We start from the raw sequence: 25,045 nt of genomic DNA on the forward strand, positions 1-25,045 counted from the left end.
TCACGGACGTCAGGGACGAGAACGCCATCGTCGCACGTCCGGACCGCCGACGCGTCAGATCCGCACGGCGATCTTGCCGCCCGGGCTGCCTTCCTGCGACAGGCGGTGGGCGTCGGCGATCTGGTCGAGGTCGAAGGTCGCCGCGACGGTGACGCGCAGCTCGCCACGGTCCACCAGCTCGGCCAGCGCGTCGAGGTGCGCGCGCTCGGGCCGGACGAAGACGTAGTGCCCGCCGATCTGGCCCATCTGCTCGGCGTCGATGACCGAGGCGACGCGGGCGGTGTCCTTCACCTGCGCGGAGATGTCCGCCATGGCGTCGCCGCCGATCAGGTCGAGGACGGCGTCCACGGGTCCGCCGACGGTGCCGAGCTGCTCGCCGACCGGTCCGGCGCCGTGGTCGAGCACGTGGGTCGCGCCGAGGTCGCGCACGAGGTCGTGGTTCGCCGGTGAGGCGGTGCCGATGACCTCGGCGCCCAGGGAGCGGGCGATCTGGACGGCGAACTGGCCGACGCCGCCGGACGCGGCGTGCACGAGGACACGGTCCCCCTCGCCGACGGCCAGGGCCTCGGTGAGCGCCTGGTATGCGGTGAGCCCGGCGAGCGGCACCGACGCCGCCTCCTCGAAGCTCAGCCCGGCGGGCTTGAGCGACACCGTCCGCTCGGGTGCGGGCACCAGCTCGGCGGCGGTCCCGGCGAAGACGTCGTCGCGGCGGACGTAGCCCCATACCTCGTCGCCCACCTGCAGCCCGGTGCGCACCGCCGGGCCGACGGCCTCGACGACGCCCGCGACGTCCCAGCCCGGGACGATGGGCAGGTGGTGGGGGAAGGCGCCCTGCAGGTAGCCCTCGCGGACCTTCCAGTCGACCGGGTTGACGCTGGTCGCCCGGGCTCGCACGAGCACGGTGTCAGGACCCACGGGAGGGTCCGGGCGCTCACCGACGGTGAGGACCTCGGGGCCGCCGTAGGTGTCGTAGCTCGCTGCGCGCATGACCATCTCCTCCTGAGATCGGGGGTGCCCGGGACGGGCCTGGGCAGGTCAACGTCGAGCGCGCCGCACTATTCCGCCCACGGCCGCGACGGCCGGCGCGCGCAGCGCGGGGACAACGGCCGACGCGCGACTTCCCCGGAGGGCCACCGCGGCCCTACCCTGGTCCGGTGCTCCTGGGGATCCCTGACTACGGGACGTTCTTCGTCGCCGCCCTCCTCATCGTCCTGCTGCCCGGACCGAACTCGATGTTCGTGCTCTCCGAGGCGGCCCGCCGCGGGGTCCGCCGCGGCTGGGCGGCCGCGCTCGGCGTCTTCGTCGGCGACTCGGTGCTCATGGGTCTCACCTTCCTGGGCGCCGCCTCGCTGCTGCGGGGCAACCCCGTCGTCTTCAGCGTGGTGAAGTACCTCGGCGCCGCCTACCTCGCCTGGATCGGGCTGCGCCTCGTGCGCGCCGGGCTGGCCGCGCTCCGGCGCCCCACCCGGGCCGAGGCCGAGCCGGAGGCCGCCCCCACGCGCCGCGGCGGCTCCTTCACGACCGCGCTCGTGCTCAGCCTGCTCAACCCCAAGGCGATCCTCTTCTTCGTCGCGTTCTTCGTGCAGTTCCTCCGCCCCGACTCCCCCCGGCCGCTCGGCGACTTCCTCGTGCTGGCGACCACGATGCAGGTGCTGAGCATGCTCTACCTCGGCGCGCTCATCCTCGCGGGGACCGCCCTGGCCCGCGGCTTCCGCCGGCACCGGCGCACCGCCGGCGGGCTGACCGGCGCCGTCGGCGCGGTCTTCGTCGGCTTCGGCGTCAAACTCGCCGCCACGTCGCTCTGAGCCCGCCGGACTCCCAGGCGCTCACGACGGGTGCCGGTGCGCGCGCGGCAGCCGCAGCGGCAGGTGGCTGGTGTGCCGGTGCTCCGGTCGGTCACCGGAGGCCCGCTCGACGCTCGCGCCGTAACGACGGCTGACCCAGGCCGCGCTCAGCCCGTGGAGGTAGACGCTGAGCAGGATCGTCCACCCGGCGACGACGAAGATCTCCTCCCCCCTCGGCAGCCCGGCGGTGGTGACGACGAGGACCGCGTAGACGATCGAGGCCAGGCCGCGTGGCCCGGCCCACCCGACGTAGAGCACCGTCGCCGCGCTCACCCCGCTGCCGAGCAGCGCCAGCCCCGTGGCCAGCATGCGGACGACCAGCAGGCTGGCCAGGGCGTAGACCACGTAGCGCCACTCCAGGTCGGCGAGGATGTCCCCGACGATGGCCACCCCGAAGAGCAGGAAGGTCAGCAGCGCCAGCAGCTGCCCCTCGGACCGGGCGAAGGTCGTCGTGTGCTCCAGCACCGGCCGCGCCGTGGCCCCGACGACGGCTCCGGCGACGAAGGAGGCCACGAAGCCGTTGCCGCCGAGGACCTCCGCCGCGGAGTAGGCGACTCCGGCCACGGCGACCACCCCCAGCCGCAACGAGGCCGCGGTGGTCCACGACCGGTCGTGCGCCCAGCCGAGCAGACGGCCGCCGAGCCAGCCGCTCAGCCCGCCGACGAGGAAGCCGAGACCGACGATCTGCGCGAGGAGCACCGCGTAGTCGCCCAGTGACCCGGTCCGGTCCAGGGCCACGTCGATGAGGATGACGACGAACGGCACCGCGAGCCCGTCGTTGAGCCCGCTCTCGACGTTGAGCGTCTGGCGGATGCGGCTCGGCACCGAGGGGCTCTCGACGAAGGACTGGCCGAGGGCCGCGTCGGTGGGGGCCAGGGTGGCGGCCAGGACCGCCAGCGCGACGAGCGGCATCCCGGGCAGCAGCAGCCAGCCGGCACCGGTGCCGACGAGCACCGCGGCCGGCAGCCCGACGAGGAGCAGCCGCAGCGCCATGCTGTGCTCGCGGACCACCGTCCTCAGGTCGAGCCGGGAGGCGTCGGTGAAGAGGACGACGACGAGGGTCGCCTCCGCCAGCACGCTGACCAGCTCGTCCCGGGGGTCGAGGCGCATCACGTCGAGCAGCGCGGGCCCGAGCAGGATCCCGGCCGTGGTGAAGATCATCGGCATGGTGACGGGGGTGCCGCCGAGCCGGCCGGCCAGCACGCTGAACGCCAGCACCGCCAGGGCCACCACGAGGATGTCGGTCATCTCGCCTCAGCGCTCCCACTCGTCGAACACCAGCCAGGTGCGGGTGGCCCGCACCCCGGGGACGCCCTGGATCCGGCCCAGGACGACGTCCCGCAGCTCGTGGTTGTCCCGAGCCCGCACCTCCACGAGCATGTCGAATTCCGCCCCCACCAGCGCGACCTTCTCCACCCCGGGCAGCGTCTCGAGCGCGTCCAGCACCTCGCGCCACGCCCCCTGCTCGATCGAGACCGACACGTAGGCCGCGGTCGCCAGGCCAAGCTTGTCGGCGTCGACGCGGGCGGCATACCCCGTGATGACCTTCTCGCGGTGCAGCCGCTCGAGCCGGGAGTATGCCGTCGCCCGGCTGATGTGCACCCGCTCGGCGAGGGCGCGGACCGAGAGCCGGCCGTCGCGCCGCAGCTCGGCGACGATGGCGTGGTCGGTCTCGTCGAGGGCTGCGGCAACCTGTCCGGTCCCGGGTCGGAGGACCGGACTGCTTTCGGACGAACGACCCTCTGCCATGACCACATCCTGCCAGCCGTCCAGGATCTGCGCGAGATGTCGTCACAGTGTGTGCCGACGCGGCACGATGACCCTCAGACGTCTACGTGAGGACCGAGGACTCGACGATGAGTGACATCACCGAACTGCTCCCCTGCCCCGCCCCGGTGCAGCTGCTCGCCGCCGACGGCACCGCCGTCGACCCGGGCGAGCAGGCCCACGCCCGGGGCTACGTCATGCCCGCGCCCGAGGAGCTGCTCGCCGTGTGGCGCGCCATGGTCGTCGGCCGCCGCTTCGACGCCCAGGCGACCGCCCTGACCAAGCAGGGGCGCCTGGCGGTCTATCCCAGCTCGCGCGGGCAGGACGCCTGCCAGGTCGCGCCGGTGCTGGCGCTGACCGAGCAGGACTGGCTGTTCCCGACCTACCGCGACTCGATGGCGCTGGTCACCCACGGCATCGACCCCGTCGAGGTGCTCACCCTGCTGCGCGGCGACTGGCACTGCGGCTACGACCCGCGGGCCACCCGCACCGCCCCCCAGTGCACCCCGCTGGCCACCCAGGCGGTCCACGCCGCCGGCGCGGCGCACGGGCTGACCCGCCGCGGCACCGACGGCATCGCGCTGTGCCTCATCGGGGACGGCGCGACCAGCGAGGGGGACTTCCACGAGGGCCTCAACTTCGCCGCGGTCTTCGAGGCACCGGCGGTCTTCCTCGTGCAGAACAACAAGTACGCGATCTCCGTGCCGCTCGCCAAGCAGACCAAGGCCCCGTCCCTGGCCTACAAGGGCGTCGGCTACGGCGTGCGCAGCGAGCAGGTGGACGGCAACGACCCCGCCGCGATGCTGGCGGTCATGCGGCAGGCCTACGCGCACGCCCGGTCCGGGCACGGCCCGGTGCTGGTCGAGGCGCACACCTACCGCATGGAGGCGCACACCAACGCCGACGACGCCACCCGCTACCGCACCGCCGACGAGGTCGACCGGTGGACCGGGCAGGACCCGATCGTCCGGCTCCAGGCCTACCTCGTGGAGCAGGGGCACCTCGACGACGCCCGCATCCAGGAGGTCCGCGACGAGGCCGACGCCCTGGCCGCCGACCTGCGGACCCGGATGAACGCCGAGCCGACGGTCGAGCCGCTCGAGCTCTTCGACCACGTCTACGCCCGGCCGACGCCGCAGCTGCTCGAGCAGCGCGAGATGGTCCGCAGCGAGCTGGACAGCCACGTCACCCAGCAGGAGATGGAGAGCGCGCGATGAGCCCGACCACCTACGCCAAGGCGCTCAACACGGCCCTGCGCGACGCGCTCACCGAGGACCCGGACGTGCTCGTCCTCGGCGAGGACGTCGGCGCGCTGGGCGGCGTCTTCCGTATCACCGACGGCCTGACCCGCGACTTCGGCGAGGACCGCTGCGTCGACACACCGCTGGCCGAGGCCGGGATCGCCGGCTTCGCGGTCGGCCTGGCGATGCAGGGCTTCCGCCCGGTCGTCGAGATGCAGTTCGACGCCTTCGGCTACCCCGCCTTCGAGCAGGTGGTGTCGCACATCGCCAAGATGCGCAACCGCACCCGCGGGGCGCTGCCGATGCCCATCACCATCCGCATCCCCTACGCCGGGGGCATCGGGGGCGTCGAGCACCACTGCGACTCGTCCGAGGGCTACTACGTGCACACGCCGGGGCTGCACGTCGTCACCCCGACGACGCCGGCCGACGCCTACTCGTTGCTGCGCGAGTCCATCGCCTCCGACGACCCGGTGGTCTTCATGGAGCCCAAGAGCCAGTACTACGCCAAGGCCGAGATCGAGCTGCCCACCCGCACCGAGCCCATCGGCCAGGCGGTGGTGCGCCGCGAGGGCGCCGACGTCACGCTCATCACCTACGGCCCCCAGGTCGCCGCCGCGCTCAAGGCGGCCGAGGTCGCTGCGGCGGAGGAGGACTGGGACGTCGAGGTCGTGGACCTGCGCTCGCTCGTGCCCTTCGACGACGCGACGGTCGAGGCGTCGGTGCGCCGGACCGGCCGGGCCGTCGTGCTCGCCGAGGCGCAAGGCTTCGCCGGCATGGGCGCCGAGATCGCCGCCCGGGTGCAGGAGCGCTGCTTCCACAGCCTGGCCGCGCCCGTCCTGCGGGTCACCGGGCTGGACATCCCCTACCCGCCCCCCAAGCTGGAGCACACCCACCTGCCCGGGATCGACCGCGTCCTGGACACCATCGCCCGCCTGCAGTGGGACGACGAGCCCGATCTCACGCACGCCCCCGACGAGCAGGAGGTGTCGGCATGACGCAGGTCTTCCGGCTGCCCGACCTCGGCGAAGGGCTGACGGAGGCCGAGATCGTCGAGTGGCACGTCGCCGCCGGCGACGAGGTCGGCGTCGACCAGGAGGTCGTCACCGTCGAGACCGCCAAGGCCGCCGTGTCCGTGCCCTGCCCGTATGCCGGCACCGTCGCCCGGGTGCACGCCGAGGCGGGTCAGGTGCTGCCCGTCGGCGAGCCGCTCATCACCATCGGCGAGCCGGGCGGGTCCGAGGGCGACCCGTCGGGCGCGACCGGCGCCGGCGGTGAGCAGTACCGCGAGGAGGAGCAGGCCGGTGCCCGCCCCTCCGGCGGCACGGCCCCGGGCGGCGAGGGCGACGACCAGCCGGAGCGACCGCTCATCGGCTACGGCGCCGGCGACGGCCCGGCCCGGCGCACCGGCGGATCACGCCGTCGCCGCCGCTCGACGAGCGCGACCCCCACCGCCCCCTCCACCCCGCCGGTGGTCGCGGACGGTGGCGGACGAGCCCCGGCGGGCGCCGCCGACGGTGGCCGCGCGGTGCGGGTCATCTCCCCCCTGGTCCGCCGGCTGGCCCACGAGCACGGCGTCGACCTGACCACGGTGACCCCCGGCCCGACCGGGGTCGTCCGCCGGGCCGACCTGGAGGCATACCTCTCCGCCCGGACCGACCACCCGGACTCCGGCTCGGACCGCGCCGCAGCACCGGTGGGCGCGCGGGGCGCGGGCCGTCCCGACGAGGGCGACACGCGCATCCCGATCCAGGGCGTTCAGCGGCTCATGGTCGAGCGGCTCTCCACCTCGCGGCGCGAGATCCCCGACGCCACGACCTGGGTCGACGTCGACGCGACCCGGCTCATGAAGGCCAAGGACGCCCTCCGGGCCGCCCGGCCCGACGCCGGCATCGGGGTGCTGCCGCTCCTGGCCCGGATCACCGTGGCCGGGCTGGCGGCCTACCCCGCGCTCAACTCCTCGGTCGACACCGAGGCCGGGCAGATCGTCCACCACGGCGCGGTGCACCTCGGCTTCGCCGCGCAGAGCCCGCGGGGCCTGGTCGTGCCGGTCGTGCACGACGCGCACGCGATGACGACGACCGAGCTGGCCGCCGCGCTGCGCGAGCTCACCCTCAAGGCGCGGGACGGCAAGGTCTCCCCGGCCGAGCTGACCGGCGGCACCTTCACGCTGAACAACTACGGCGTCTTCGGGGTGGACGGCTCGACGCCGATCATCAACCACCCCGAGGCCGCGATGCTGGGCGTGGGGCGCATCGTCGACAAGCCGTGGGCGCACCGGGGCAAGGTCAAGGTCCGCAAGGTCACCCAGCTGTCCTTCACCTTCGACCACCGGGTGTGCGACGGCGGCACGGCGGGCGGCTTCCTGCGGTTCGTCGCCGACTGCGTCGAGCAGCCGGCCGCCCTGCTCGCCGACCTCTGAGCCGGCGCCCGACGCCGTCGGGTGCGGTGCCGCCTGCCGACGCGACCCTCAGGAGGTCAGCCGCAGCAGCGTCCGCCGGACGTCCTCGCCGACCGCGCCGGCGCCGCCGGTGAGCACGACCCGCTCGGGCCCGATCCGCTCCAGCGCCTCGCGCGTCGCGGTGGGGACCCGGTCGGGAGCCGTCAGCAGCACCGATCCGCCGCTGGCCGCGGCGACCGGCCCGGCCGCGAGGGCGTCCGCGAAGGACACCCCGGACCCGACGTGCAGCACCTCGGCGCCGCTCCCGGCGAGCAGGGCGGCCGTGGCGTAGCGGTCCGCCCCGCCGATCCGCTGCACGCTGCTGCCCAGGGCCTCCAGGTCCTCCTCGACCGAGCTCGCCACGGCCCCCTCTCCCCCGACGACCACGATGTGCGCCGGGTCGAGCTGCCGCAGGGCCGCGGCCGTCGTCTCGGGGATCTCCGTCTCGCGCACCAGGAGGATCGGGGCGCCCTGCTGACCGGCCCGGCCCGCGGCCGCGAGCGCGTCCGGGAAGTCGGCGCCGGTGGCCACGACGACGATGCCCCGCTCCTGCACCGGCTCCACGAGGGCGAGCGCCGCCGCGGTCGCGTGGCGGTCACGGCCCGACACCCGCTCCACCGGGGCCAGCTCGGCGACCTGCTCCAGCACGGCACCGGGCACGGCGTCCTCGCCGCCCACCACGACGACCTCGCTCGGCGCCAGCCGCACCAAGGCCTCACGGGTCGCGGCCGGCAGCGCGGGACCGCCGGTGAGCAGCACCGCTTCGCCGCCCGCCCCGGCCTTGGCCGCCGCGGCCAGGGCGTCCGGGAAGTCGCGCCCGCTGGTGAGGAAGACCCGGCCACCGGGCTCGACGTCGCGGGTGAGCAGGGCGGCGGTGGCATACCGGTCCGCGCCGCCCACCCGGTCGACGGAGGGGCGGTATGCCGCCACCCCGGCCTCGTGCAGGCGCTGGTGCAACGGGTCGGTGAGGGTGGCGGTGTAGGACGGGACGAGGTGGGAGCCGCTGCCGTAGAGCTGGGCGCGGCCGACGACGGCGGCGCACCGTGGGCTGAGGTAGGTCGTCGGGCAGACCCAGTCGCGCAGGTCGACGAACATCGCGCCCGGCACCCGGTCGGCCGCCTCGCGCATCGACGGGTTGCCGCTGCGCTCCTCCGGCAGCGACACGGCGCAGGACCTCAGGTCGGCGCCGTCGGCCAGGGCCTCGGCGACGCAGGCCGAGGGGTTGCCGTCGTTGGGGACGGGCGAGTCCCACAGCCCCACGACCTGCTCCACCCCGAGCTCGTCGCGCAACCAGGTCCAGGAGCGCGTGTAGCCCTCCGGGACCTCGCGCCGCATCCCCCCGGTGATGACGAGGTCGGGCCGGTGGCCCTCCAGGTGGTCGCGGAGGGAGGCCTTGTAGGCGTCGCACTCCGGGTAGGCCGGCTCCGGCTCGTCGACGAAGGAGCAGGCGAGCTTGGTGTACATCCGCAGCCGCCAGCCCTCGCGCAGCGCGATCTCCTCCAGGGCCGGGAAGTACTGCCCCACCTTCGAGGACCCGAGGACGGCCACCTCGACGTCGCCGTCGGGGTCGCCGTAGACGCAGCCGGGGGCCACCTCCGTGCCCCGGCGCCCGACGTGGCAGCCGTCGGCGTAGTAGGAGGGGTACATCCGGGTCACGGCGCTCAGCGGCGGCGTCATCGGGTGGACGGGTGCGCCCTGCGTCAGGTCGGCGAGCTCCAGGGACGGCTCGCTCCAGCCCTCGTCCCGCAGCGCCCGGGCCCCCAGGTCGTCCTCGTCACCGGTGAGCGCGGTCGCGGGCAGCGCGGTGAGGGCCAGGACGCCCCCGAGCAGGGCGGCGACGCCGGCGCGGAGGGCGCCACCTGCGCGCCCGTGCCGAGGGAGGGGTCTGCGGAACACGCCGGCGAGTCTACGGTCGGGCGGATCTGGCACGATCGCCCGCGTGGAGCAGTCGGAGGTGGTGGCGGTGGCGCGGGCCCGCCCGTGGGCCGACCAGGAGTGGGCTGCCACGCTGCTGGAGCGGTTCCCGGAGGTCCTGGCCCGGACGGTGCGGCGGTGGGACCTGGTCGTCGAGCGCGCCCACACCGACGGGGTCGGCCTCCCGGTGCTCGAGGTCCGGCGGGGCGACGAGCCGGCCGCGGTGAAGTTCGACGACGCGGGCACCGACCTGGGCCAGCAGGTGCGGGTCATGCGGGCGGCGGCAGGGCGGGGCTACTGCCGGGTGCTCGACCACGAGCCGGACCTCGGGGCGGCCCTCCTCGAGCGGCTGGGGCCCTCCCTCGCCCGGACCACCACGGACGGCCTGGCCCAGGTCGAGGTCCTCGTCGGCCTGCTGGAGCAGGCCTGGGAGCTGCCGCTCGAGGTCGCGCAGGACGAGCAGCCGGGCGAGAAGGCCAGCCAGCTGCTCGCGATCGTGGAGACGGAGGTGGCCGACGGCGGGTGGGTGCACCCGCACACCGCGGCCTTCGACCGGGCGGCCGCGCTGGCCCGCGAGCTGGTCGAGCACCCGCACCCGGACCGGGTGGTGGTGCACGGCGACGCGCACAGCCTCAACGTGCTCCAGCGCCCCGGCGGGGGGTATGCCTTCATCGACCCCGACGGCTTCCTCTGCGAGCGCGACTACGACGTGGGCGTTGCGCTCCGCGACCTCATGGTCGAGCTGGAGCAGATCTCCGGCGCCGACGGGCCGGCGGCCGCGCGGGAGTGGCACCGCCGCCACGTCGCCTCGGTGAGCCGGCGGCTCGGGCTGGAGCCGGACCGGGTCGACGCCTGGGCCTTCGTGGAGCGGGTGACGACGGGGGTGTGGCTGCACCGCCTGGGCTACGTCGACGACGGCGAGCGCTGGCTGAGCACGGCCGACCTCCTCGCACCGCACGCGCGGTAGGTCCACGTCGACCTGCGGCCCTGTCGCGCGTCCGGTGCGACCCCGACGCGCGTCCGGTGCGACCCCGACGCGCGTCCGGTGCGACCCCGACGCGCGTCCGGTGCGGCCCTGCCGCGCGTCCGGTGCAGAGGAAGAAGGGCTAGGAGAGCTCCTCCAGGACGGCCGGGATGACCTCGTGCATGTCGCCGATGACGGCATACCTCGCCTTCGTCACCATCGGGGCCTCTCCGTCGGTGTTGATCGCGATGATCGTCTTCGACGAGCTGCAGCCGGCCCAGTGCTGGATGGCGCCGCTGATCCCGCACGCGAGGTAGAGGTCCGGCGCGATCCTGCTGCCGGTCTGCCCGACCTGCTCGTGGTGCGGCCGCCAGCCGAGGCTGGTGACGACACGAGAGACGCCCACCGCACCGCCGAGCCGGGCCGCGAGGGCCTCGACGTCGTCGAACTGGTCGGCTCCGCCCACCCCGCGACCGGCGCCGACGACGACGTGGGCGCCGGTCAGCGCGGAGGCGTCGCCGCCCTCCTTGGCCTCCACCCGCACCACCTGCGCGGCGAGGTCGGCCTCGCTCAGCTCGACCGCGACCGCCTCGACGTGAGCCGGACCCGGGCTGGGCGCCGGCTCCGGCGCGACGGCGTGCCCGGCCACCGAGGCGACCGCGAGACCTCTCTCGGCCGCCAGCGCGACCCGCTCCAGCACGGCCCCGCCGACGACCTGCCGCTCCACCTCGAGCGGCTCGGACTGCACGACCGCGACGACGTTGCAGGGCATCGGCACGCCGCGGGCCGCGGCGACGTGCGCCAGCACCTCGTTGCCGCGCGCGGTCCCGCCCGCGACGAGGTATGCCGCTCCCCCCGCCTCGGCGGCGGCCTCGACGACCCGCGCCCAGGCGCGGGCGGCATACCGGTCGAGACGGGGCTCCGGGGTGACGTGCAGCGTCCGCACCCCCTGCTCGCGGCAGTGCGCGAGCACCGCCTCCGGCGGCGCGCCGGCGCAGGGCAGGCCCACCAGCACGGCGTCGACGTCCTCCCCCGGGAGCGACCGGGCGAAGGTGAGGACCTCCTGGGACACCACCGACAGCCCGGCGCCCGCGTCGTCCAGGTCCTCCGGCTCCACCACGACCAGCACGCTCATCGCACGACTCCCAGCTCTCTCAGCACGTCGACCAGCCGCGGCGCGGCGGCCTTCCCCTCGCCGAGCACCTCGACGTTGCTCGCCGGCGGCGGCAGCACCCGCAGCCCCAGGCGCCCGCTGCCCTGCGGCGCGCCGGAGGGCTCGAGCACCTCGACGCGCGCCTTCTTGGCCCGCATCCGGCCGCTGATGTTGGGGTAGCGCGGGTCGACCCCGCCCTCCCACACCGTGAGCACCGCCGGCAGCGGGACGTCGAAGACCTCCGTCGGGCCGGACACGCTCGAGCGCACGTCCAGCCGGTCGCCGGAGACGGCGACCTCCTGCGCACCGGCCACCACGGGCCGGTCCAGCAGGTGCGCCAGCCGGATCCCGACCTGGTGGTCGCCGGTGTCCGCGGCGTCGTTGCCCACGAGCACGAGGTCGAACGGCCGCCCCTCGCTCTCGCGGGCACGGACGACCTCGGCGATGGCGGCCGCGACGTCGGCCGGCCCGTAGTCCTCGGCCGCCGCGTCGATCCGCACCGCCTCGTCCGCCCCGACGGCGAGCGCGGCGCGCAGCTGCTCGACGCTGTCGTCGTCGCCGAGGGTGAGGACGGTGACCGAGCCGCCGGTGTCGGCGGCGACGGTGACCGCGATCTCGACGGCGCACTCCTCGTGGCTGCTCATGGTGTAGCCGGCGTAGCGCCCGTCGACACCGCTCCCGTCGGCCGTGAGGACGACCTCGCCGGAGGTGTCGGGCACCCGCTTGACGCAGACCAGGACGTCGGTCATCTCAGGCCACCCCCACCGGCTCGGCCGCTGCCGCGGGCTGGGAGTCGGAGGCGTCGGCGGCGGGCTGCTCGAACTCGGCATACCGTCCCTTGACGCGCAGGTTGTCCGGGTCGAGCAGCGGGGTCGCGTCCACGCTGGCGACGGTCACCGGGTAGAGCTCCTCCATGTAGGACACCGTGAGACCCGTGCCGAGGACGGCCTGCTCGGGCGGCAGGAACGCCATGAGCACGTGCTTGCCGAGGCTCGGCGCGGAGGCCGCGGAGGTGACGTAGGGGTGGTGCCCGTGGCCGTCGGTCAGGGGCCCGCCGTCGCGGTCGAGGACGGGCTCGCCGCCGAGCATGTAGCGCTTGACCCCGCTCTCGGAGGTGTGGTCGTCGACCGTGAGCGCGCAGAGCACCGCCTTCGGCGGCTGCCCGGCCTGCGCGAGCACCGCCTCCTTGCCGATGAAGTCGGCGTCCTTGACCTTGGGCCGCTCCATGCCGGTCTCGGAGAGGGTGCGCTCGGCGTCCAGCTCGGCGCCGTAGGCGCGGTAGCCCTTCTCGATCCGCCCGGTGGCGGTGTAGACCCCGATGCCGACGGGGACGACCCCGTGCTCGCGCCCGGTCTCGACGAGCCGCTCCCACAGCTGCGCGCCGGTCTCGATGGGCACGTAGAGCTCCCAGCCGAACTCGCCGACGTAGGAGATGCGCGAGGCCAGCACCGACAGGTCGCCCACCTCGATGAGCCGGCAGGTGCCGAAGCGGAAGGCCTCGGGGGACAGGTCGTCGTCGGTGAGCGCACCGAGCACCTCACCGGCGCGCGGACCCCATACCCCGATCGTGGAGTATGCCGAGGTCAGGTCGACGACTGAGGCCCCCTCGGGCAGGTGGTCGGCGAACCACTTCTTGTCCACCATGCCGTGGGCGCCGCCGGTGACGACCCGGAAGTGGTCGTGCCCGAGCCGCATCACCGTGAGGTCGGAGCGGAAGCCGCCGGTCTCGTCGAGCACCGGGGTGTAGACCACCCGCCCGATCGCCACGTCGGCCTGGGCGACGACGATCCGCTGGACGCCCTCCAGCGCGGCCGGGCCGACGACGTCGAAGATCGCGAACGCGGTGAGGTCGACGATGCCGCCGCGGGCCCGCAGGGCCAGGTGCTCGGCGTTGATGATCGGGCTCCACCAGCGGGCGTCCCACTCGTGCTCGCGCGGCATGACGGCGTCGCCGAACTCCTCGAGCAGCGGCTCGTTGGAGGCGTACCACTGCGGGCGCTCCCACCCGGCGGCCTCGTAGAACACCGCGCCGAGCTCGCGCTGGCTGGCGTGCATCGGCGAGAGCCGGATGGGCCGGGAGCTCTGCCACTGCTCGGAGGGGTGGACGATGCCGTAGGTCTTGTTGAACGCCTCGCTGGTGCGGGCGCGGACGTGCGCGCGGGTGCGCTGGTGGGGGTAGAAGCGGGCGATGTCGCTGTGCCCGAGGTCGATCTCCGGGTTGCCGTGGGTCATCCACTCGGCGACCGCGCGGCCGACGCCCGGGCCCTCCTTGATCCACACCGCCGCGCAGCTCCACAGGCCCTTGACCTCGGGCGTCTCGCCGAGCACCGGGGCGCCGTCCGGGGTGAGCGAGAGCAGGCCGTTGATGGCGTAGCGGATCTCGGCGCGCTCGTCGCCGAGCAGCTCGGGCATGAGCTCCAGAGCCTGCTCGAGCTGCGGGTCGAAGTCGTCCTCGGTGAACGGCATCTCGGTCGGCGAGAGCTTCGCCTGCGCGATCGAGGGGATCTCGTCCGGCTCGTGCAGGATCGCGCGGTGGGCGTAGGAGCCGACCTCCATGTCCGAGCCGTGCTGACGCTCGTAGCAGAAGGTGTCCATGTCGCGGATGATCGGGAAGCTGATCTCCCCCGGCCGCTCCGCGAGCTGCTCGCAGGGGCCGACCGAGATCATCTGGTGCACGGCCGGGGTCAGCGGGATGTGCGCGCCGGCCATCCGGGCCAGCCGCGGGCTCCAGACGCCGCAGGCGATGACCACGACGGGGGCCTCGATGTCGCCCTTGTCGGTCTGGACCGCGCTGATCCGGCCCTCGGTGACGGTCATCCCGGTCACCTCGACGTTGGCGACGGTGGTGAGCACGCCCTTGGCCTGGGCGTTCTCCCGCATGATCGTGCCGGCCCGCAACGAGTCGACCACGCCCACGCTCGGCGTGTAGAAGCCGCCGACGATGACGTCCGGGTCGAGGAAGGGCACCATCTCGGCGACCTCCTGAGGCGTCACCATCCGGGCCTCGATCCCCCAGGCCTTGGCCGAGGACATCCGCCGCCGCAGCTCCTCCATCCGCTCCTCGGTGCGCGCGACCTCGATGCCCCCGGAGGTGGTGAGCACGCCCATCTCGTCGTACTGCCGCATCGAGTCCAGCGTCAGGTCGGTGATCTCCCGGCTGTGGTCGACCGGGAAGATGAAGTTGGAGGCGTGGCCGGTGGACCCCCCGGGGTTGGGCAGCGGCCCCTTGTCGATCTGCACGATGTCGGTCCAGCCCAGCTCGGCGAGGTGGTGGACCAGCGAGTTGCCGACGATGCCGGCCCCGATGACGAGGACCTGGCAGCGGTCGGGGAGGGATGAGGTGCTCATGGTCGCCCTTCTCTGGTGCGTATCGCGCAACTACGCGCGTATCACGCAACCAGTCTCATCCCGGGTGCTGAGGGTGTCAAGGGTCCGCGCGGACCGGGCGCTCAGGCGGCGTGCCAGCCCAGCCGGGCCGAGACGTCCCCCGCCGCCTGCAGCAGCAGCGGCACGATCTGGTCGACGCGGGCCTGGTCGATCCGGAAGCTCGGCCCGGAGACGCTCACCGAGGCGCACACCTCCCCGTGCGCGTTGCGCACCGGCGCCGCCACCGCGGTCAGCCCGACGTCCAGCTCGTCGCGGGCGACGGCATACCCGTGGGCGACGACCTCGGCGACCAGGTCCTCGAGCCGGCGGGGGTCGGTCACGGTCGCGTCGGTGTAGGCCGTGAGCTCGCCCCAGGTGGCCCGGCGCTCGGTCGGGGACAGCTCGCTGACGAGGACCCGGCCGTTGGAGGTGGCGTGCAGCGGGATGTGCTGGCCGACCCAGTTGTAGGACGTGATCGTCGAGGGTCCGATGACCTGGTCGATGTAGAGCGCCGAGCGGTCGCCGAGCACGGCGAGGTTGACCGTCTCGTTGGTCTGGGAGGCCAGCAGGCGGCAGACCGGACGCGCCTCCTGCACGAGGTCCAGGCGGGCGCTGGTCGCCCCGGCGAGGCGCAGGATGCCGACCCCCAGCCGGACGCGGCCGCGCTCGGTCGGCTGCTCCACGAGGTCGTGGGCGGCGAGGGCCGCGACGAGCCGGCTCGCGGTCGACTTGTGGACCCCCAGCTGGGCGGCGATCTCCCCGACGCCGGCCTCACCCCGGGCCAGGATCTCCAGGATGGTGAGGGCCCGGTCGACGGACTGGACGGCCCCCTGGCTGCGGGCCTCACCGGCCGAGGACGGGGACGAGGCGTCGTTCTCGTTGCGCATGCCGCAACCCTACGCGCCCTGCGCCCCGTAGCGGTCGTGCTCGCGCTCAGCCGTCCAGGCTCGCGACGAGGTCGTTGAGGTGCCGCTGCTCCCGGATGCTCCGGGTGAGCCGGGCCGCCTCGGCCCAGCTGCGCCGCGCCCCGGCGGGTCGCCGGCGCGGGCCAGCAGGTGCCCGCGCACCGCGTGCACGCGGTGCCACCTCGGGTCGGCCACCCGGTCCAGCACGGCCAGCCCGGCCACCGCTCCCTCCACCTCCGCGGTCGCGGTCGCGAGCGCGACGGTGGTGGCCGCCGACGGCGCGGTGGCGTCCAGCATGCGGTAGAGCACGAGGATCTGCGGCCAGTCGGTGTCCTCCGGACGCGCGGCCTCGGCGTGCACCGCCGCGACGGCCGCCTGCAGCTGGAACTGACCGACCCCGCCGCGCGGGAGGCATACCTCGAGCAGGTGCACCCCCTCCCGGATGAGGGCGGGGTCCCACAGGGCCCGGTCCTGCCGGTCCAGCGGGACGAGGTCGCCGGCGGCGTCCGTCCGGGCCGGCGTCCGCGCGGCCGTGAGCAGCAGGAGCGCCAGCAGCCCGGTGTTCTCCGGGTCCTCCGGGCACGTGTCGTGCAGCACCCGCGCCAGCCGCAGGGCCTCCTCGACGAAGGCACGGTCCACGACGGCGTCACCGGAGCTGCGCTGGTGACCCTCGGTGAAGACGAGGGAGACGACGTGGCGCACCGCCGCCCTGCGCTCCGGGAGCTCGGCCGGGTCGGGCGGCCCGAAGGTCGCGCCTCCGGAGGCCAGAGTGGCGCGTGCCCGGCTGATGCGCTGCGCCATCGTCGTCTCCGGCACGAGGAAGCCGGCCGCGATCTCGCGGGTGGTGAGGCCGCCCACGGCGCGCAGCGTCAGCGCCACCCGTGAGCTCGGTGACAGCACGGGGTGGCAGCAGCGCAGCATCATCTCGACCACGTCGTCGGGGACGGTCGCGGGCTCGTGCTCGTCCGTCGTGAGCACGCCGCGGTGCAGGGCGTCCTCCTCGCGGGCGGCGACCTCCTCCCTGGCCTGGCGGGCCTCGTCGCTGCGCACCCGGTCGATGAGGCGTCGGGACGCGACCCGCACCAGCCAGGCGCCGGGGTCGTCGGGCAGGCCGTCCCGCGGCCACTGCTCGGCCGCCGCCAGCACGGCCTCCTGGGCGGCGTCCTCGCAGTCGCGCAGATCGCCGTGCCGGCGCAGCAGCGCGCCGAGCACCCGGGGTCGATGGGTGCGCCACGCGGCCTCCAGGGCCGGGTCAGTCGGCGTCGTCACCACCTCCCATGACCGGGCGCAGCTCCACGGTCTCCCGGGACCGCTGAAGGCCCGGGTGATCTGCTCGGCCCGCTCCTGGGACTCCACGTCGATGAGGAAGAACCCGGCGAGGTGCTCCTTGCCCTCGGCGTAGGGGCCGTCCGTGACCACCCGCTCCCCGTCCGACCAGCGGAAGAGGCGCGCGGAGGTGGGGTCGCCCAGCGCCTCGCCCCCGACCAGCTCGCCCGCCTCGCTGAGCTCGCCGAGCATCCGCTCGAAGTCGCCGTTGAGCCGGTCGCGGTCCTCCTGCGACTGCTCCTGGTAGGCGGGGAGGAAGTCGGCCGTGGGGTGGCCCCAGGGCTGGGGGTTGGACTGGATGAGGATGACGTACTTCATGCTGGCTCCTTGGTCGTGCGTGCGGTTCCGCGCCGCCGGTCCGGCGACGTCCACCCAGGACGTCGGAGCGGGAGGGCGGATCTCGACATGGGTCAGGTGCGCTCGAGCACCTCCACCGACAGCACCGTCGGAAGGTGCCGGGCGACCTCCGCCCAGCTCTCCCCCTCGTCCGTGCTGGCGAAGACCGACCCGGTGTTGGTGCCGAAGTAGAGGCCCGCCGGGTCGCCCGTGTCGCCCGCCATCGCCTGGCGCAGCACGGTGAAGAAGCACGACTCCTGGGGCAGCCCGGACCGCTGCGCCTCCCACGTGGCGCCGCCGTCGGTGGAGCGCCACACGGCGGCGGCTGGGGCGTCCGGCGGGTAGCGGCCCTCCATGTCCCCGTTGAGCGGGATGGTCCAGACGGTGTCGGGGTCGCGGGGGTGGACCCGCATCGGGAAGCCGAAGGTGGAGGGCAGGCCGGCGGTGATGTCGCTCCAGGTGAGGCCACCGTCGCCGGAGCGCCACACGCCGACGTGGTTGCGCTGGTAGAGCACGTCACCAGGCCCGGGCGCCCGGACGATGTGGTGCACGCACAGGCCCACCTCGCCGCCCCCCGGTCCCCCCGGGTGGCCGGCCGCGGCGGCGGCGTCCGGCTCGTCGGGCAGGGCCAGCGCGTTGCGCCGCTCCCACTGACCGCCGGCGTCCTTGGACGCGAAGACCCCGGCGGCGGAGATCCCCAGCCACACCCGGGACGGGTCGCCCGGGTCGGCCAGGATGGTGTGCAGCACCAGCCCCGCCGCGCCCGGGTTCCAGTCCTCCGCCGAGGGGTGCCGGCGCAGGCTCTCGACCTCGGCCCACGTCACCCCGCCGTCGTCGCTGGCGAGCAGCGCCGCCGGCTTGGTGCCGGCGTACAGCCGGTCCCCGGCCAGGCCGAGGGACCACACCTGGCTGAACTCCTCGCCGAACGGCACGTCCTGGGGGCTCCACCCGACCGCGGCGGCGAACTCGGGGTCGCCCGCGGCCCACGCGTCCATGGCGCCGGTCGTCAGCCGGCTGAGCTCCCAGGTGCCGCCGCCGTCGGTGGAGCGCCACACGCCCGCACCCGACCACTCACCGCCGCCGCCTGCCCAGATCGTCCCGGTCACGGGGTCGCCGACGACGTGGTTGATCGGCCACCCGTCGCAGAAGGGGCCCCGCACCGCCCAGCCGACGTCCTCGTCCTCGTCGCGCCGCTCGAGGACGAACGCCCCCTTGGTCGTCCCGACGAGCAGCACGGGTCGCCTCGCCATGACTCCGCCCTCTCCGCGCCGCCACCGGTGGCGCCGCCTCGCTCCCGATCCTGGCACGGAGCACCGACAGCCGTCACGGACCGGACCGGGCCTCCTCGGTGCCGTCCGTCCCGAGCCCGGGCCCCTCCCCCGACCGCCTCGCTAGGGACGAGTCCCTCCGGGTGGCTCGGAACCGCAGTCGGCCCAGACCTCCACCAGGTCGGCCACGGCCCCGTCCCTGGCGGTCGCGAACATCGCGACCTCGAAGTCGGCCCTCTCCCCCTCCACCGTGCCGGTCACGTGCGCCCGCGCGGCGGCCCGGTCGCCGGACCCGACGACCTCCTCGAGCACCATGCGGCCGAAGCCGGGGTAGTCGGCGTTGAGGCGGACCCAGGCGTCCCGGTCGAAGGACTCACCGGTATGCACCAGCCGGGACCGGAAGTCCGGCGCCAGCAGCGCGGGCAGGTCGGCCCACCGCCGGTCGTCGATCGTCTGGACCAGGGTCCGGAGCAGGGCGGCAGCATCCACGACTCGCAGGCTAGGCCGGCGCGAGGACATACCCGGTCCTGATCCGACCGGCGCCAGCCGTCCTGTCCGGCCGGACCCCGCGGACCTCAGTCGCCCAGCTCGGCCCGGCGCCGCACGACGAAGGCCTCGAGCTCCTGCCGCACCGCGTCGTCCAGCGGCGGCGCCTCGTAGCCCTCCAGCCGGGACGCGACCACGGCCGAGGCCCGGGTCGCGGTGTCCGGCGCCCCCTTGGAGCTCCACCGCTCGAAGTTGTCCGCGCTGGACAGGAACGGCCGGTAGAAGCAGGTCCGGAAGCGCTCCATGGTGTGCATGGCCCCGAGGAAGTGCCCGCCGTGCCCGACCTCGACGTGGGCGTCGAAGGCCAGGGAGCCCTCGTCGATCTCCAGCGGCCGGAACTCGTGCTGCAGCATCTCGATGATCTGGCAGTCGACGACGAACTTCTCGAAGCTGCTCACCAGGCCGCCCTCGAGCCAGCCGGCCGAGTGCATGACCCAGTTGGTGCCGGCGAGGAAGGTCGGCAGCAACGTCATGACCGCCTCGTAGCCGGCCTGCGCGTCCGGCACCTGCGAGCTGGTCAGCCCGCCGCCGCCACGGAAGGGCAGCCCGAAGTGCCGCGCGATCTGCCCGGTGCACAGCAGCCCCAGGCCCGACTCCGGCGTGCCGAAGGTCGGCGACCCCGACTGCATGTCGATGGTGGAAAGGAACGACCCGAAGATCACCGGCGTCCCGGGCCGGATGGTCTGCGCGAGGGCGATCCCGGACAGCGCCTCGGTGATCTGCTGGGTCAGGGCGGCCGGGATGGTCACCGGCGACATCGCCCCCATGAGGATGAACGGGGTGAGGACGACGGGCTGGCCGGCGCGGGCGTACTCGAAGAGCGCCTCGAGCATCCGGTCGTCCCAGCGCAGCGGGCTGTTGCAGTTGATGAGCGAGATCGACGCCGGGGTGGCCTCGATCGCCTCGCGCCCGCCGAAGAGGATCTCCCCCATCGCGATGACGTCGCGCGCGTTCTGCCCAGACACCACGTTGCCCATGTAGATCTTGTCGGTCTGCGTCATGAGCGCGAGCGTCATGTCCAGGTGCCGCGAGTCCAGCGGCAGGTCGTTGGGCTCGCAGACGACGCCGCCGGCGGAGTCGAGGACGTCGAAGGTCTGCGCCAGCCGGGCGAACCGTTGGTAGTCGTCGAAGGTGCCGTCGCGCCGCGCGTCGCCCTCGCGCACGAACGGCGGGCCGTAGACCGCGCCGAAGGACATGGTGTCGCCGCCGACGTGGATCGAGCGCTCCGGGTTGCGCGCCTGGACGTCGAACTCCCGGGGCGCCTTCGCGACCTGCTCGAGCACCCACTCCGGGTCGAGGTATGCCGTCTCGCCCTCGACCTTCTGCCCCGCCTCGCGCAGCAGCTCGAGGGCGTCCTCGCTCGCGAACTGGACCCCCACCTCGGTCATGAGCCGGCGCCACGCGCCGTCGAGCTGCGCCATCGCCTGCTCCGAGAGGACCTCGTACCTCGGCATGCGGTTGACGAACATCCCACTCCTCCTCTCCGCCCCCGGGCGGTGCCGGGCGACGCGCCGGACGTCGCACCCTTGCGCCGTCTCACGATATGGGCATACGCTCCCACATAGTGAGCACTCAGGGAAGAGGGGCACGAGGAATGGCGACTCAGGGGACCCAGGCGATCGACCGGGCGGCGGACCTCGTCGTGCGCGTCGTGCAGTCGCCCGACCCGCTGAGCACCCCCGACCTGGCCCAGGCCACCGGCCTGGCCCGCTCGACCGTCTCCCGGCTGCTGTCCGCGCTGGAGCGCTCGCACCTCATCTCGCGCGACGTGGAGGGCAACGGCTACCTGCCCGGCCCGTTGTTCGAGCAGTACGCCGCCCGCACCGACACCCGGGAGTGGCTGGCCCGCGAGGCGCAGCCGACGATGGCCGCGCTGAGCGAGGCCACCGGGGAGACCATCAACCTCGGCGTGCCGGTCGGCACCTCGGTGGTGCAGATCGCCCAGGTCGACTCCACCTTCCTCATCGGCAGCCGCGACTGGGTGGGCGTGGACCTGCCCGCCCACTGCTCCTCGCTCGGCAAGACCCTGTACGCCTTCGGCGCCCTCGACCTGCCCGAGCAGCTGCCCTCGCTCACCACGCGCACCGTCACCGACCCGGACGCCCTGCGCGCCGAGTTCGAGGTCATCCGGGCCCGGGGCTGGGCGACGACCGTCGACGAGCTCGAGGTGGCGCTCACCGGCGTCGGCGCCCCCGTCCGGCTCCGCGGCCGCCTCGTCGCGGCCATCGGGGTGTCCGGCCCCACCTCCCGACTGACCGGCCGCCTCGACGAGCTCGGCCGCCTCGTCTCCCGGCACGCGGACGACCTGTCCGGGCGCCTCACCGAGCCGCACGTGATGAAAGGTGCCTCATGACTCCCGACGAGATCCTGCAGGGCCTCTACGACCGCACCCTCGTGGGCAACGGTCCCGGCGTCCTGGAGCTGACCCACCAGGCCCTCGGCATGGACATGGAGCCGCAGGCGCTCCTCTTCGACGCCCTCATCCCGGCCCTGGAGGAGGTGGGGGCGCGCTTCGAGCGCGGCGACTTCTTCGTCCCGGAGATGCTCATCGCGGGCAAGGCCATGGCCGGCTCGATGGAGGTGCTGCGACCGCTGCTGGCCGACACCGGCGTGCAGACGGTCGGCACCTTCCTCATGGGCACCGTCAAGGGTGACGTCCACGACATCGGCAAGAACCTCGTCAACATCATGCTCGAGGGCGCCGGCTTCGAGGTCATCGACCTCGGCGTGCAGGTGGCGCCGGAGAAGTTCGTGGCCGCCATCGAGGAGCACCAGCCCGACGTCGTCGGCTTCTCGGCCTTCCTCACCACGACGATGCCGATGTTCAAGGCCAACATGAACGCCCTCGAGAAGGCGGGCATCCGCGACGAGGTCATCGTCATGGTCGGCGGTGCGCCGGTCACCCAGGAGTACGCCGACGCCGTCGGCGCGGACGGGTATGCCGCGGACGCCTCCGCGACCGTGAAGAAGGCCAAGGCCCTCCTCAAGGACCGCCGGGCCCGCTCCGGGGCGGCGGTGCCGGCATGAGCCCGGCGTGGGGGTCGGCGGCGCTGGCCGGGGGCCCGCTGCACACCGTGCTCCGCTCGGCGACCAAGGAGGTCGTCATCGGGGCCGACCAGCGCTTCTGCGTCATCGGGGAGCGGATCAACCCGACCGGCCGCAAGGTCTTCCAGGCCCAGCTGCGCGAGGGGGACCTGTCGGCGATCGAGAGGGATGTCGAGGCCCAGGTCCTCGGCGGCGCCGACGTGCTCGACGTCAACATGGGCGTGCCGCTGACCGACGAGGCCGACCTGCTCGTGCGCGCGATCCAGGTCGTGCAGGCCAGCACCGACCTGCCGGTCTGCATCGACTCCTCCGTCGTCGAGGCCCTCGAGGCGGGGCTGGAGGCCTACCAGGGCCGGGCGCTGGTCAACTCGGTGACCGCCGAGGACGAGCGCCTCGAGGCGATCCTGCCCCTGGTCAAGAAGCACGACGCCGCGGTCATCGCGCTGCCCAACGACGCCGACGAGATCCCCATGGAGTCGGGCAAACGCCTGGAGCTGGTGGAGAAGATCGTCCGGGTGGCCACGCAGGAGTACGGCATCGCCCTGCAGGACATCGTCATCGACCCGCTGGCCATGCCCATCGGCGCGGACAGCACGGTGGGCGTGACGACGCTGGAGACCGTGGCGGGGGTGCACGAGCGCTGGGGCCTCAACATGACGTGCGGCGCCTCCAACGTGTCCTTCGGCATGCCCGGCCGGCACGCGATCAACGCGGCCTGGCTGCCGCTGGCGATGGCCGCGGGGATGACCAGCGCGATCATGGACGCCCGGACCGCCGAGGTGGTGGACTCGGTGCGCGCCGCCGACCTGCTCCTCGGGCACGACGAGTGGGGTATGTCGTGGATCGCAACGCACCGCGCGCGGCAGGCGGCCGCTGCGACGTGAGGCAGGAGCAGGCGGGCGCGGCCACGGCGCGTGGCCCCGTGCAGCGTGCGGCGGGTGCGGCCGCCGAGGTGGAGGAGGTGGACACCCCCGCCGCGGACGGGGCCCCGGAACGGGTCGACCTTACGTACACCCCCTCCGGGACGACCGTGCGGGTGCCCAGCGGCGTCAACCTCTTCGAGGCGGCCAGCTGGAACGGCATCGCCGTGGACTCCACCTGCGGGGGCCACGGGACGTGCCGCAAGTGCAAGGTCCAGGTGACCGAGGGCGACGTCCCGCCGGTGCTGCCCCAGGACGAGCGGACGTTCTCGACCGCCCAGCTCGAGGCGGGCTGGCGGCTGGGCTGCCTCGCCACGGCCTGGGGGTCGATGACCGTGGACGTGCCGCCGCTCACCACCCGGCCGAAGGCGTCGACGGTGGGTGTCGGGCGGCAGGTCATCCTGCGGCCCTCGGTGCAGAAGCGCTACGTCGAGCTCGACGAGCCGACACTGGCCGACCAGCGGCCCGACCTCACCCGGGTGCTCGACGCGATCGAGGACCTCGAGCCGGTCCCCGAGCTGCACGCGCTGCGCCGGGTGGGTCCGGCGCTGCGGTCGGCGGACCACAAGGTCACCGCGGTCGTAGCGGACGACCGGCTCATCGACGTCGAGGCGGGGGACACCACGGCGCGCTCCTTCGGGCTCGCGGTCGACCTCGGCACCACGACGGTGGTGGCCACGCTCATGGACCTCACGACCGGCACCCCCGCGGCCGTCGCGTCGATGCTCAACGCCCAGCAGCCCTTCGGCGGCGACGTCATCTCCCGGATCAGCGCGACGATGCTCGACCCGCAGGCGCTGCCCCGGCTGCGGGCCCGGGCCCACGAGACGCTGGCCGAGCTGGCGGCGGAGGTGTGCGCCGAGGCCGGGGTCGAGCCGGACGAGGTCTACGACGTGGCGATCGCCGGCAACGCCACGATGGTCGCGCTGCTGCTGGGTCAGGACCCGGAGCCGCTCGGCGTGGCGCCGTTCATCCTGGCCGCCGACCGCTGGCCGCTCGTGCCGGCCGTCGAGGTCGGCCTGGGCGCCGCGGTGCACCCCGCGGCCCGGGCCTTCCTGCACCCGGCGCTGGGCGCCTACGTCGGCGGTGACATCGTCGCCGGCATCCAGGCCTCGGGGATGGACCGCGACTCCCGGGTGCGGCTCATGATCGACATCGGCACCAACTGCGAGATCGTGCTGTCCGACGGCAGCCAGCTGGTCGCGACGGCCGCGCCCGCCGGGCCCGCCTTCGAGGGGGCCTCGATCCGGTGCGGCATGCGGGCCGCGGACGGTGCGGTGGAGACGGTCAAGCTGCTCGCCGACTGGCCCGAGCCCGCCACCGGCGAGGAGGGGCTGCCGGACCCGGTGCAGCTCGGGGTGATCGGGGACGTCGAACCGCGCGGGCTGTGCGGCTCGGGCCTGGTCGACGCGGTGGCCGAGCTCAGCCGGGTGGGCCTGCTGGACCCCTCCGGTCGTCTCGTCGACGAGGAGACGGCCCGGACGGTGGCCCCGGCGCTGGCCGACCGGCTGGCCAGCATCGGCGAGCCGGGCGAGCGGGTCTTCGTGCTCTACCGCGAGTCGCCGGACGCCCCGGCGGCCGAGTCGGTCTACCTCTCCCAGCGCGACGTGCGTGAGCTGCAGTTCGCCAAGGCCGCGATCTCCACCGGGTGGACCCTGCTGCTGGAGGAGGTCGGGCTGGAGCCCCGCGAGGTGCAGCAGGTGCTGCTCGCGGGGTCGTTCGGCTCCTACCTCTCGCCCGCGGCCGCCGTGCGGATCGGGCTGGTCCCCAAGCTGCCAACCCTGCGCATCGTGGCGGCCGGCAACATCGCCGGGGAGGGCGCCAAGATGGTGCTGCTCTCGGCGACCGAGCGCACCGGCGCCGAGGCCCTGCTCGAGGGGGTGCGCTATGTCGAGCTCTCCGACCGCGGCGACTTCAACGACCGCTTCGTCGACCAGCTCTCCTTCCCGGCCTGACGTCTCCGAGCACCCTCGTGCAGCTCGTCGTGACGCGGGCGCGCCCGGGAGGACG

General features: G+C 74.2%; 21 protein-coding genes. 9 read left to right on the plus strand and 12 right to left on the minus strand.

What is annotated here, in order from left to right; all coding sequences use genetic code 11:
• Positions 1-54: 54 nt before the first annotated feature.
• Entirely contained in the window at positions 55-987 is a 933-nt protein-coding gene (locus tag FHD63_RS14000; RefSeq protein ID WP_139722566.1) for an NADP-dependent oxidoreductase, read from the minus strand.
• A gap of 167 nt (positions 988-1,154) precedes the next feature.
• On the opposite strand from FHD63_RS14000, the gene leuE reads away from it, so the two are divergent.
• Entirely contained in the window at positions 1,155-1,805 is a 651-nt protein-coding gene (gene leuE / locus FHD63_RS14005; RefSeq protein ID WP_139722567.1) for a leucine efflux protein LeuE, read from the plus strand.
• Between the two features lie 21 nt (positions 1,806-1,826).
• Here leuE and FHD63_RS14010 read toward each other — a convergent pair whose 3' ends face one another.
• Both FHD63_RS14010 and FHD63_RS14015 read right to left on the minus strand, forming a co-directional pair.
• Positions 1,827-3,092, minus strand: coding sequence for a cation:proton antiporter (locus tag FHD63_RS14010; RefSeq protein ID WP_139722568.1), 1,266 nt, complete (start codon positions 3,090-3,092; stop codon positions 1,827-1,829).
• Between the two features lie 6 nt (positions 3,093-3,098).
• Positions 3,099-3,593 carry an Lrp/AsnC family transcriptional regulator gene (locus FHD63_RS14015; protein WP_139722569.1) on the minus strand — a complete coding sequence of 165 codons (495 nt, stop codon included), beginning with the start codon at positions 3,591-3,593 and terminating at the stop codon, positions 3,099-3,101.
• Between the two features lie 107 nt (positions 3,594-3,700).
• On the opposite strand from FHD63_RS14015, the gene pdhA reads away from it, so the two are divergent.
• From pdhA to FHD63_RS14030, 3 genes are read left to right on the plus strand one after another with little or no spacing between them, the layout of a single operon-like run.
• Positions 3,701-4,828 (plus strand): pyruvate dehydrogenase (acetyl-transferring) E1 component subunit alpha, encoded by a 1,128-nt coding sequence (pdhA, locus tag FHD63_RS14020; RefSeq protein WP_139722570.1) that lies wholly within the window; start codon positions 3,701-3,703, stop codon positions 4,826-4,828.
• A complete protein-coding gene (locus tag FHD63_RS14025) occupies positions 4,825-5,850 on the plus strand; it encodes an alpha-ketoacid dehydrogenase subunit beta (RefSeq protein WP_139722571.1) in 1,026 nt (341 codons plus the stop codon). The genes pdhA and FHD63_RS14025 overlap by 4 nt, the downstream gene beginning before the upstream one ends.
• Positions 5,847-7,274 (plus strand): dihydrolipoamide acetyltransferase family protein, encoded by a 1,428-nt coding sequence (locus tag FHD63_RS14030; protein WP_139722572.1) that lies wholly within the window; start codon positions 5,847-5,849, stop codon positions 7,272-7,274. Before FHD63_RS14025 ends, FHD63_RS14030 begins: the two co-directional genes overlap by 4 nt.
• A 48-nt stretch (positions 7,275-7,322) precedes the next feature.
• Here FHD63_RS14030 and FHD63_RS14035 read toward each other — a convergent pair whose 3' ends face one another.
• On the minus strand, positions 7,323-9,188 hold the full coding sequence (locus tag FHD63_RS14035) for a cell wall-binding repeat-containing protein (protein WP_139722573.1): 1,866 nt from the start codon (positions 9,186-9,188) through the stop codon (positions 7,323-7,325).
• Between the two features lie 43 nt (positions 9,189-9,231).
• Here FHD63_RS14035 and FHD63_RS14040 point away from each other — a divergent pair, with 43 nt between their 5' ends.
• Positions 9,232-10,173 (plus strand): aminoglycoside phosphotransferase family protein, encoded by a 942-nt coding sequence (locus FHD63_RS14040; RefSeq protein WP_158296797.1) that lies wholly within the window; start codon positions 9,232-9,234, stop codon positions 10,171-10,173.
• Positions 10,174-10,312: 139 nt separating this feature from the next.
• On the opposite strand, the gene FHD63_RS14045 is transcribed toward FHD63_RS14040, so the two are convergent.
• The 8 genes from FHD63_RS14045 to FHD63_RS14085 all read right to left on the minus strand — a co-directional run bounded on the left by FHD63_RS14045 (position 10,313) and on the right by FHD63_RS14085 (position 20,659).
• Complete coding sequence (locus FHD63_RS14045; protein ID WP_139722575.1) at positions 10,313-11,305, minus strand: electron transfer flavoprotein subunit alpha/FixB family protein; 993 nt, start codon at positions 11,303-11,305, stop codon at positions 10,313-10,315.
• Positions 11,302-12,072, minus strand: coding sequence for an electron transfer flavoprotein subunit beta/FixA family protein (locus FHD63_RS14050; protein WP_139722576.1), 771 nt, complete (start codon positions 12,070-12,072; stop codon positions 11,302-11,304). The genes FHD63_RS14045 and FHD63_RS14050 overlap by 4 nt, the downstream gene beginning before the upstream one ends.
• A gap of 1 nt (position 12,073) precedes the next feature.
• On the minus strand, positions 12,074-14,671 hold the full coding sequence (locus FHD63_RS14055) for a GcvT family protein (RefSeq protein WP_139722577.1): 2,598 nt from the start codon (positions 14,669-14,671) through the stop codon (positions 12,074-12,076).
• A 101-nt stretch (positions 14,672-14,772) separates the two neighbouring features.
• Positions 14,773-15,576, minus strand: a complete 804-nt coding sequence (locus FHD63_RS14060) for an IclR family transcriptional regulator (RefSeq protein ID WP_139722578.1) — start codon at positions 15,574-15,576, stop codon at positions 14,773-14,775.
• Between the two features lie 9 nt (positions 15,577-15,585).
• Positions 15,586-17,238 carry a sigma-70 family RNA polymerase sigma factor gene (locus FHD63_RS14065; RefSeq protein ID WP_238705679.1) on the minus strand — a complete coding sequence of 551 codons (1,653 nt, stop codon included), beginning with the start codon at positions 17,236-17,238 and terminating at the stop codon, positions 15,586-15,588.
• A 92-nt stretch (positions 17,239-17,330) separates the two neighbouring features.
• Positions 17,331-18,506, minus strand: coding sequence for a WD40/YVTN/BNR-like repeat-containing protein (locus tag FHD63_RS14075; protein WP_139722579.1), 1,176 nt, complete (start codon positions 18,504-18,506; stop codon positions 17,331-17,333).
• A gap of 141 nt (positions 18,507-18,647) precedes the next feature.
• The gene (locus tag FHD63_RS14080) at positions 18,648-19,013 is read right to left on the minus strand and encodes a nuclear transport factor 2 family protein (RefSeq protein ID WP_158296798.1); all 366 of its coding nucleotides are present in this window, start codon (positions 19,011-19,013) and stop codon (positions 18,648-18,650) included.
• 86 nt (positions 19,014-19,099) lie between these two features.
• Positions 19,100-20,659, minus strand: a complete 1,560-nt coding sequence (locus FHD63_RS14085; protein ID WP_275100593.1) for a trimethylamine methyltransferase family protein — start codon at positions 20,657-20,659, stop codon at positions 19,100-19,102.
• Between the two features lie 5 nt (positions 20,660-20,664).
• Here FHD63_RS14085 and FHD63_RS14090 point away from each other — a divergent pair, with 5 nt between their 5' ends.
• Genes FHD63_RS14090 through FHD63_RS14105 form a run of 4 tightly spaced genes read left to right on the plus strand, consistent with a single transcriptional unit; the run spans position 20,665 to position 24,990 of the window.
• On the plus strand, positions 20,665-21,423 hold the full coding sequence (locus FHD63_RS14090; protein WP_158296799.1) for an IclR family transcriptional regulator: 759 nt from the start codon (positions 20,665-20,667) through the stop codon (positions 21,421-21,423).
• On the plus strand, positions 21,420-22,097 hold the full coding sequence (locus FHD63_RS14095; protein WP_139722583.1) for a corrinoid protein: 678 nt from the start codon (positions 21,420-21,422) through the stop codon (positions 22,095-22,097). The genes FHD63_RS14090 and FHD63_RS14095 overlap by 4 nt, the downstream gene beginning before the upstream one ends.
• Positions 22,094-22,999, plus strand: a complete 906-nt coding sequence (locus FHD63_RS14100; protein ID WP_139722584.1) for a dihydropteroate synthase — start codon at positions 22,094-22,096, stop codon at positions 22,997-22,999. The genes FHD63_RS14095 and FHD63_RS14100 overlap by 4 nt, the downstream gene beginning before the upstream one ends.
• On the plus strand, positions 22,996-24,990 hold the full coding sequence (locus tag FHD63_RS14105) for an ASKHA domain-containing protein (protein WP_238705680.1): 1,995 nt from the start codon (positions 22,996-22,998) through the stop codon (positions 24,988-24,990). The genes FHD63_RS14100 and FHD63_RS14105 overlap by 4 nt, the downstream gene beginning before the upstream one ends.
• The last annotated feature ends 55 nt before the right edge of the window (positions 24,991-25,045 follow it).

This window comes from Serinicoccus chungangensis (assembly GCF_006337125.1).
GTDB lineage: Bacteria > Actinomycetota > Actinomycetes > Actinomycetales > Dermatophilaceae > Ornithinicoccus > Ornithinicoccus chungangensis.